The sequence below is a fragment of the Streptomyces spiramenti genome (genome assembly GCF_012034385.1).
Lineage (GTDB): Bacteria > Actinomycetota > Actinomycetes > Streptomycetales > Streptomycetaceae > Streptomyces > Streptomyces spiramenti.
The window spans coordinates 1-1,465 of sequence record NZ_JAAVJB010000443.1; the positions used below are offsets into that span (position 1 = coordinate 1).

Below are 1,465 nucleotides of genomic sequence, written 5' to 3' on the forward strand. Positions count from 1 at the left end.
GCGGGGCCGGCCGGCCCCGCCCCTGCCGGGTGGGGCGGCCGAACGGTCCTGGTGCATGGTCGTCCCCTCCGGGTGTCCCGCCGGTGCGGGGCGCTCGCCCGCCCCGGGCGCGGGGCCGGGACTATGTCCGGTCCGCGTCCGGGGCGTCCACGAGGTCGTGTACGGCAGCGGCGAAGGCGTCGCCCCGCTCGTTGTAGTCGGTGAACATGTCCATGGAGGCGCAGGCGGGCGCCAGCAGGACGGTGTCACCGGGGCGGGCCAGCCGTGCCGCCTCGCGGACGGCCGCCGCCATCGCTCCAGTGTCGGTCCGGTCGATGTCGGACACCGGCACATCCGGCGCGTGTCGCGCCAGCGCTTCGGCGACGAGCGCGCGGTCGGCGCCCAGCAGCACCACCCCGCGCAGCCGCTCGGCGGCGCCGGCGGCCAGCTCGTCGAAGGTGGCGCCCTTGGCCAGACCGCCGGCGATCCACACGATCGACGGGTAGGCCGCCAGCGATGCCTCGGCGGCGTGGGTGTTGGTGGCCTTGGAGTCGTCGACCCAGGCGACGTCGCCGATGTCGGCGACGTGCTCGATGCGGTGGGCGTCGGGCCGGAACGCCCGCAGCCCGTCGCGGACCGCTACCGGCTCGACGCCCCAGGCGCGGGCCAGGGCGGCGGCGGCCAGGGCGTTGGCGATGTTGTGCGGGGCGGCGGGCCGGACGTCGGCCACGGCGGCGAGTTCTGCCGCCGCGCGCTGCCGGTCGGCGACGAACGCCCGGTCCACCAGCAGGTCCTCGACCACCCCGACCTGTGAGGGCCCGGGGGTGCCGAGGGTGAAGCCGACGGCGCGGCAGCCCTCGACGACGTCCGCCTCCCGTACCAGGGTCTCGGTCGCCGGGTCGGCGGCGTTGTACACGCACGCGACGCGGTTGCCCTCGTAGGCGCGGCCCTTGTCCGCGGCGTAGGCCGCCATGGAGCCGTGCCAGTCGAGGTGGTCGGGGGCGAGGTTGAGGACGGCGGCGGAGTGGGCCCGCACGCTCGGGGACCAGCGCAGCTGGTAGCTGGAGAGCTCGACGGCGAGGACGTCGTAGGGCTCGCCGGAGAGCACCGCGTCGATGATGGGCGTCCCGATGTTCCCGACCGCCGCGGTGCGGGCACCGGCGGCGGCGAGGATCGAGGCGAGCATCCGGACGGTGGTGGTCTTGCCGTTGGTGCCGGTGACGACGAGCCAGTCGGCGGGTGGCGTGCCGTCCGCGGCCGGACGACGCATCCGCCAGGCGAGCTCGACGTCGCCGATGACCTCGACGCCGGCCGCCGCGGCGGCGGCGAACAGCGGGCTGCCGGGCTTCCAGCCGGGTGAGGTGACGACCAGGTCGGTGCCCTCGGGCAGCGTGTGGCCGTCGCCGAGGCGGACCTCGACGGCCGGGCCGGCCCCGCCGTCGGAGACGGGGCCGGTGAGGCGGTCGGCGGCGGCGCGGGGGCGGGG

At 77.1% G+C, this 1,465-nt stretch carries 1 protein-coding gene; it reads right to left on the minus strand.

Going from position 1 to position 1,465, the window contains the following annotated elements; all coding sequences use genetic code 11:
- Positions 1–121 precede the first annotated feature (121 nt).
- Positions 122–1,465 (minus strand): UDP-N-acetylmuramoyl-L-alanine--D-glutamate ligase (murD, locus tag HCJ92_RS24035; protein ID WP_167935705.1); only part of this gene is annotated, 1,344 nt, incomplete at its 5' end.